The organism is Kamptonema sp. PCC 6506 (assembly GCF_000180455.1).
Lineage (GTDB): Bacteria > Cyanobacteriota > Cyanobacteriia > Cyanobacteriales > Microcoleaceae > Kamptonema > Kamptonema formosum.
The window spans coordinates 1-7,956 of sequence record NZ_CACA01000226.1; the positions used below are offsets into that span (position 1 = coordinate 1).

8 protein-coding genes are annotated in these 7,956 nt (G+C 45.3%); all 8 read left to right on the forward strand.

Annotated features, from left to right (window positions below; genetic code table 11):
• The first annotated feature begins 42 nt into the window (after nucleotides 1-42).
• The 8 genes from lpxB (at nucleotide 43) to zwf (ending at nucleotide 7,955) form a co-directional block, all read left to right on the forward strand.
• Entirely contained in the window at nucleotides 43-1,215 is a 1,173-nt protein-coding gene (gene lpxB, locus OSCI_RS11830; protein WP_007355186.1) for a lipid-A-disaccharide synthase, read from the forward strand.
• An 84-nt stretch (nucleotides 1,216-1,299) separates the two neighbouring features.
• A complete protein-coding gene (locus tag OSCI_RS11835; RefSeq protein ID WP_007355187.1) occupies nucleotides 1,300-2,610 on the forward strand; it encodes a DNA cytosine methyltransferase in 1,311 nt (436 codons plus the stop codon).
• Nucleotides 2,611-2,722: 112 nt separating this feature from the next.
• On the forward strand, nucleotides 2,723-2,896 hold the full coding sequence (locus OSCI_RS30685) for a hypothetical protein (RefSeq protein ID WP_007355188.1): 174 nt from the start codon (nucleotides 2,723-2,725) through the stop codon (nucleotides 2,894-2,896).
• Nucleotides 2,897-2,935: 39 nt separating this feature from the next.
• Nucleotides 2,936-3,169 carry a hypothetical protein gene (locus OSCI_RS11840; RefSeq protein WP_007355189.1) on the forward strand — a complete coding sequence of 78 codons (234 nt, stop codon included), beginning with the start codon at nucleotides 2,936-2,938 and terminating at the stop codon, nucleotides 3,167-3,169.
• Nucleotides 3,170-3,196: 27 nt separating this feature from the next.
• Nucleotides 3,197-3,724, forward strand: a complete 528-nt coding sequence (locus OSCI_RS11845; protein WP_007355190.1) for a hypothetical protein — start codon at nucleotides 3,197-3,199, stop codon at nucleotides 3,722-3,724.
• A gap of 229 nt (nucleotides 3,725-3,953) precedes the next feature.
• Nucleotides 3,954-5,018: a class 1 fructose-bisphosphatase gene (fbp, locus tag OSCI_RS11850; protein WP_007355191.1), complete on the forward strand. Its 1,065-nt coding sequence runs from the start codon at nucleotides 3,954-3,956 to the stop codon at nucleotides 5,016-5,018.
• Nucleotides 5,019-5,108: 90 nt separating this feature from the next.
• Entirely contained in the window at nucleotides 5,109-6,245 is a 1,137-nt protein-coding gene (gene tal / locus OSCI_RS11855) for a transaldolase (protein ID WP_007355192.1), read from the forward strand.
• Between the two features lie 180 nt (nucleotides 6,246-6,425).
• On the forward strand, nucleotides 6,426-7,955 hold the full coding sequence (zwf, locus tag OSCI_RS11860; RefSeq protein WP_007355193.1) for a glucose-6-phosphate dehydrogenase: 1,530 nt from the start codon (nucleotides 6,426-6,428) through the stop codon (nucleotides 7,953-7,955).
• The last annotated feature ends 1 nt before the right edge of the window (nucleotide 7,956 follow it).

Genomic DNA, 7,956 nt, shown 5'->3' on the forward strand with positions numbered 1-7,956 from the left:
TCTTCCTTCTTCCTTCTTCCTTCTTCCTTCATTACCAAATTAATGGCGCGGATATTTATCAGCACTGGCGAAGTTTCTGGGGATTTACAAGGCTCTTTATTAACAATGAGCCTCAAGCGCCTAGCTGCGGCAACTAACTTAGAGTTAGAAATTGTCGGATTGGGCGGCTCACGGATGGCCCATGCTGGGGCTAATATTTTAGGTGATACTGCGGGTATTGGCTCAGTAGGCATTTTAGAATCATTGCCCTACATTTTGCCAACTCTCCAACTTCAGCGCCAAGCTAAGCAATACCTACAAACTCAACCACCGGATTTAGTCGTGTTGATCGACTATATGGGGCCAAATCTCAGCATTGGTAATTATATCCGCCGCCGTTGGCCAAAAGTGCCGATTATCTGGTACATTGCGCCTCAATTTTGGGTTTGGTCTCCTCCTTGGCAGAATACAGCTCGAATTGTATCGATCGCCGATCGCTTTTTGGCGATTTTCCCGGAGGAAGCAGATTATCTTCAAAAGCAAGGGGCAAATGTTACCTGGGTTGGGCATCCTTTAGCGGATCGGATGGAAACTGCGCCCAGTCGGGAGAATGCTCGTGCTGCGTTGGGGATTGAGGGGAAACAAGTGGCGATCGCGTTGATCCCCGCTTCCCGCCAACAAGAAATTAAGTATCTGATGCCGGCAATATTTAAGGCTGCTCAAATTATCCAGAATAAACTACCTCAAGTTCATTTCTGGATTCCCCTTTCTAGGGAAGCTCTTCGCCAACCCATCGAACGAGCTATTGAGAATTACGGTTTACAGGCTACCCTATTGGAAGGTCAGACTCTGGACATCTTGGCGGCTGCGGACTTGGCGATCGCCAAATCGGGTACTGTTAATTTGGAAATAGCTTTACTTAATGTTCCGCAAGTTGCTATCTACAGCGTTAACCCAGTAACTTATTGGCTTGCCCGTAATATCCTCAAGTTTTCTATCCCATTTATGTCTCCGCCTAACTTAATACTTCGGAAGCTAATCGTGCCAGAGTTACTGCAAGAGCAAGCGAGTGCGGAGAATATAGTATCAATCGCAATGGAACTGCTGCTCAATTCTGAGAGACGGGGACAAATGCTAGCAGATTATGGGGAAATGAGGGAAAGTTTGGGAGGAGTAGGAGCTTGCGATCGCGCCGCTGATGTAATTCTTAAACTACTAACAGAAGCCTGTCGCTGAACGAAGCCCAAATTAAGACTATCGCCATCCTACATCAGCGATCGCCACCTAAACCCCTCTTCAGTTAATTTTTGAATCAAGCTGATGGTTGAAAACAATACAAAATATCGACCTATTGGTATTGATTTTTTTGCCGGAGCTGGCGGCATGACTCTCGGTTTCGAGCAAGCAGGTTTTGATGTATTGGCATCAGTTGAAATAGATCCAATTCATTGCGCTACTCATAATTTTAATTTTCCCTTTTGGTCTGTATTTTGTCAAAGTATTATTGACATAACTGGAGCAGAAATCAGACAAAAATCAGCCATTGGCGATCGAGAAATTGACGTAGTTTTTGGCGGGCCGCCCTGTCAAGGTTTTTCATTGATTGGTAAACGTTCCCTCGAAGATCCTAGAAATTCTCTAGTTTTTGAATTTATCCGGTTAGTTATAGAATTAAATCCCAAGTATTTTGTAATAGAAAATGTGGGAGGGATGGCAATCGGGCATCATAAAAATTTTATTGCCGAAATCATTAATGAATTTAGGGAAAATGGTTATCAAATAGAAGAAAATTATCAGATCCTTAATGCTGCCCAGTACGGAGTACCGCAAAAACGGGAAAGATTATTTTTATTAGGATGCCGACAGGATTTAACCTTACCAACTTATCCCCAAGCATTTACTCATCCTGCAAGTAGAAAAACATCTCATTCTGAATTACCAGATAGTCCGAATGTATGGGATGCTCTGCGAGATTTACCCCAAGTCGAAAATTATATAGAATTGTTAGAAAAAGATTGGGTAGAAATTTCTGAGGACGATTACGGTAAAGCTAGTGATTATGGCAAAATACTTCGCGGCATTTCTTCAGTAGATAACGATTATTCATACAAAAGAATTTATAATAAAAGGGTATTAACATCAAGTTTAAGAACAAAACATAATGCGGAATCGAAAGAAAGATTTGCCGCGACTAAACCGGGTAAAGTAGAACCAATCAGCCGTTTTCACAAACTAGATTTTGACGGAGTTTGTAATACATTAAGAGCTGGAACTGCCAGTAATAGAGGTGCTTTTACTTCTCCTCGACCGATTCATCCATATACTCCCAGATGTATTACTGTGAGAGAAGCTGCACGGCTGCATTCTTATCCTGACTGGTTTAGATTTCATGTGACAAAATGGCATGGATTTAGACAAGTGGGAAACTCGGTTCCGCCACTTTTAGCGAAGGCCGTCGCGTCAAAGATTATTGAAGCTTTGAATGTAATTCCGGTTAAACCTACAGAGATTAAAGAGTTGGGAGATGAAAAATTACTGAGAATGGATATGTCTGAAGCTGCTTATTATTATGGTGTAGATCCGGGGGTGATAGAACCTAGAGTTAGGAAAATAGATGAGGTGGAAATATGAAAGATTTGGTCTTTTACCCAGAACAGAAACCGGGTTTCTTAATTTAATCTTGGCTAAGCCGCAAAAATTGTCACAGAAACCCGGTTTCTTACTTAGATTTTGAGGTTAGCTGATGGCAAAACTTTACTATCGCGGTATGGCAGACCAAAATGGTAAACCCAAAATAGGTCGCAGTGCTAGATTACTAGGAATTAGACCTGGTATTGACATAGATATTGAGCAAATGCCCACAGGTTATCTGAATGAACAAGGCTATTTATTACTAGAGTCAGAACGTGAGTTTTGAGTAGAGCTTATTGCGGTTGCAGTAAGGAATACAAAGGGAATGTCCGTTTCTCTTGCAATTGAAAGTTTACCAGCATTTCGCAGACCTGCAAAATTTGGTGGAACTGGAAAAGACCCTATATGGCAAATTGATGACAAAAACATTATGGGAGATTTGCAGGCTGTCCAAGATACCCCGACCCACGTTAGCATCTTGCCAAGAGTTACAATGTCTCTAGAAAGGTACGAGATAGCATTGGCAAACACCCAAAATGATTGGGAAAGAGTTGATTAACCTCATATATCATAGGAATCTATAACAATGGCATGGATATTCAGTTTATCAGCAGAGTGTGGCTCCGATCGAAGCAATGTCAATAAATTTTCTCAACACTTTGAGGGAATAGAATGGATACTCTCAAATGGTCGCAAATGCTTATGTCGCACAGACACTTTTCAAGATATGGAGCAAAACTGGTGGTGTCGGGTTTATCCAAATAATATTAGTGCAGTGGGAATAGACAGCCCAGAAAGTGCTTATGTAATGACAGAATTAGGTATTTTATTCTATCAAACTCTCCGGTTTGCTCCTTGGTTCCGCTATGCTTTGGTGGGTGTTGAAGTTGATGAATTTAGAACCTATAGTGAACTTATGGAGGATTTGTCTAACTTATCTCTTCCCGGATTAGTTTTAGCAAAAGAACTTACTCATGGGCTAGAAATATTACCAGGTTTTCGCCCCTTTAGTTCTAGTTATTTTTGGCAACCCTACGAGGGGGAAATCTATAATCCATTAATGGTATCCCCCGATTTAAAAAATAAGCTAAATGAACTTCTGACCGTGAGTTAAATTTAATTCCTTCTCCCATCGCCCATCATCCATACCGCAAAAACCCAACAGAGCCCCAAGCACCCACCGGCGGCCAGGGAACCACCTCGGATCTAAAGTTACCCTAAAGTTCAGCCACCTTTTAGAAAAGCATTCCTAATATAGAAGTTAGAGAGAACCCGCTCTTAAGAGCAGAGCTCAAGCCTGCTCGCCCAAACTGAGAGCTACTAGACAGGGAGGATATCAAATTATGGTGAACGCACAGATAGGGGAACCCCACCTGAGTGCGAGCGAACAGGTAGAATCCTTAGACCGCGAATGCACGACTCTATCGCGTCACGTCTTAGAGCAACTCCACAGCTTCTCAGCAGACGCTCAGGATCTCAGCGCTCTGATGAATAGAATTGCCCTCGCGGGTAAGTTGATTGCCCGCAGGCTCAGCAGAGCTGGATTGATGGAAGATGCCTTGGGGTTTACTGGAGGGGTGAACGTCCAAGGAGAATCCGTCAAAAAGATGGATATCTATGCTAATGAGGTGTTTATCTCGGTATTCAAGCAAAGCGGCTTAGTCTGTCGCTTGGCCTCTGAGGAGATGGAAAAACCTTATTACATTCCAGAGAATTGTCCCCTGGGACGTTACAGCCTACTTTACGACCCTCTAGATGGCTCCTCAAACCTCGACATTAATTTGAATGTCGGTTCTATTTTCTCCATCCGTCAGCAAGAGGGAAGCGATGAGGACGGATTGGCTCTCGATTTGCTGCAAGAGGGGCGAAAACAGATTGCTGCGGGCTATGTCCTCTACGGGCCCAGTACGATGCTAGTTTACTCTATCGGTAAGGGAGTTCACTCATTTACCCTTGACCCTAGTTTGGGGGAGTTTATTCTATCGAGTGAAAATATCCAGGTTCCCGAACACGGCCCGATTTACAGTGTCAATGAAGGCAACTTTTGGCAGTGGGAGGAATCCATCCGGGATTACATTCGCTACGTACACCGCCATGAAGGTTATACAGCTCGCTACGGCGGGGCTTTGGTAGGAGATTTTCACCGAATTTTGCTGCAAGGTGGCGTGTTTTTGTATCCCGGAACTGTTAAGAAGCCGGAGGGTAAATTGCGCTTGCTCTACGAATCGGCTCCCTTGGCTTTTTTGATCGAGCAAGCTGGCGGGCGGGCCAGTACGGGAACTGAGGACATTATGGATGTGGTGCCGACCAAACTGCACGAGCGCACCCCCTTAATTATCGGTAGCAAAGAAGATGTCGATCTGGTGAAGTCGTTTATTAAAGAGCACTTGCGCTCTGAAAACCATTGACTAAGTAATGGTTAACAGTTAACAATTCACAATTCACAGTTAACAGTTAACAGTTAACAATTCATAATTCACAAATTAGGAGCGAAAGTAATGAACCACCTGTTAGAGATTGAAGAACTCGGTCAAAGCATCTGGATGGACAACTTGACTCGTAATTTGATTGAGTCGGGTGAACTCAAAGAGATGATTGAGAGCCGAGGGGTACGCGGGATTACTTCTAATCCAGCGATTTTTGAGAAGGCGATCGCGGGTAATGCGATTTACGATGCTGATATCGAAGCAGGTATTCGCGCTAAGAAATCGGTACTGGAAATTTACGAGTCTCTGGTATTTGAGGATATCCGTCACGCCTGCGACATCTTCGGCCCAGTTTATCAACAGTCCAAGGGTTTAGATGGTTACATCAGCATTGAAGTACCGCCAACGATCGCCAATGATACAGAAAGTACAATCAGCGAAGCTCTACGTTATTATCAGGCGATCGGTAAAGAGAACGTGATGATTAAGATCCCAGGAACGGCAGAAGGTTTGCCGGCGGTAGAACGAGTAATCGGTGAAGGCATCAATGTCAACGTGACGCTGCTGTTTTCGGTGGAAAGCTATGTTAATAGCGCTTGGGCTTACATTCGGGGTTTGGAAGCATTCGCCGCCAAAGGTGGAGATGTCAGCAAGGTTTCCTCCGTTGCGAGTTTCTTCCTGAGTCGAATTGATAGCAACATCGATGCTCAGATTGACGAGAAACTCAAGGGTGTAACCGATATCTCGATGAAAGCCAAACTGGAGGCAGTAAAGGGGAAAGTCGCGATCGCCAATGCCAAAATTGCTTACCAGAAATATAAAGAGATTATCGCTAGCGATCGCTGGCAAGCCTTAGCAGCCAAAGGCGCAAAAGTGCAAAGGTTATTGTGGGCCTCCACCGGGACTAAAAATCCAGCTTACAGCGATGTCATGTATGTAGATGAATTAGTCGGGCCAGAAACCGTCAATACTCTACCACCGAGCACAATTGAAGCCTGTTTTGACCACTGCGACGTTGCACCCCGGATTGAAACAAACGTTCAGGAAGCTTACAACTTGATTGCCAACCTCAAAGATCCCGATATCGACATCAACCTTGACCAAGTAATGACAGACTTACTCCTAGACGGCATTGACAAATTCGTGCAACCCTTCCAATCGCTGATGAACTCCTTGGAAGATAAGGTTCAGCGGCTGGCCGCCGTCTAGTTGCAGGATCTGTAGCAACGTGGGTAAGGGGAAATTTGAGCGCCATTGGCGCTCAAAACCCTATAAAAACCCCCTCCCCAATTTAGGGGCGAGAAAATGTCTAAGTTTCACGATCGCGCTAGATTACCAAGGCTCGAAGCTATGGAAGCATTTACTAACTTTGAAGGAGCAAAAAAGTAGATGGTAACGCTATTAGAAAATCCCCTACGGGTAGGCCTACGCCAAGAACGGATGCCCGATCCCCAAATTCTGGTAATCTTCGGAGCTTCTGGAGACTTGACGCAGCGCAAACTGGTACCGGCGATCTATCAAATGAAACGCGATCGCCGAATGCCCCCAGAAATTACAGTCGTAGGTGTCGCTCGCCGTCCTTGGAGTCACGACTACTTCCGCGAACAAATGCGACAAGGTATTGAAGAATTTGGCGAGGGGATCGGCCCTGAAGACTTCTGGAAAGACTTCGCTCAAGGCTTGTACTACTTCCCCGGCGACATTGATAACCCCGAAAGTTATGAAAAATTAAAAGTTTTCCTAGCTGAAATCGACGAAAAGAGAAGGACGCGGGGCAATCGCGTCTTCTACCTCTCCGTTTCTCCCAACTTCTTCCCAGAAGCAATTAGACAACTGGGATCGGCGGGAATGTTAAGCGACCCCAGTAAGCAGCGTCTAGTGATCGAAAAACCCTTTGGTCGCGATTTAAGTTCTGCCAAAGCTCTCAACCGAGTAGTGCAGAATGTTTGCACCGAACAGCAAGTTTATCGGATCGACCACTACTTAGGTAAAGAAACAGTTCAGAACTTAATGGTTTTCCGGTTTGCTAATGCTATTTTCGAGCCCCTGTGGAACCGCCATTATGTTGACCACGTACAAATTACAGTAGCCGAAACTGTAGGCGTAGAAGACAGAGCCGGTTACTACGAATCGGCGGGCGCTTTGCGAGATATGTTGCAAAACCACTTAATGCAAATTTTCTGTCTCACAGCGATGGAACCACCAAATTCCCTAGACGCTGATAGTATCCGCACCGAAAAGCTAAAGGTGCTTCAAGCCAGCCGCTTAGCTGATGTGAATAACCTAGAGTTTTCAGCAGTTCGCGGTCAATATTCTGCTGGCTGGATGAAGGGCAAACCTGTCCCCGGTTATCGGGAGGAACCAGGGGTAGATCCCAATTCGGGAACGCCTACCTACGTGGCGATGAAGTTTATGGTGGATAACTGGAGATGGCAAGGCGTTCCTTTCTATCTACGAACTGGGAAGCGATTGCCGAAGAAAATCAGCGAAATTGCCATCCAGTTTCGGGAAGTACCCCTGCTGATTTTTCAGTCGGCGGCGCAGCAAGCTAGTCCCAACGTCCTAACAATGCGGGTTTACCCCAATGAGGGAATTTCGCTACGCTTTGAGGGTAAAAGGCCCGGGCCAGATTTGCGGACGCGCACAGTGGATATGGATTTTAGCTACGGTTCTTCCTTTGGAGTCACTTCTTCCGACGCTTACGACAGATTGTTGGTGGATTGTATGCTGGGAGACCAAACTTTGTTCACCCGTGCTGATGAAGTAGAGGAAGCGTGGCGTTTGGTCACGCCGGCACTTACGGCTTGGGAGACTCCCACTGACCCATCTCTCGTTCCCCAATACGAGGCGGGTACTTGGGAGCCGGCGGAAGCAGAACAGCTAATTAATAGAGATGGCCGCAGGTGGCGCAGAGTCTAAC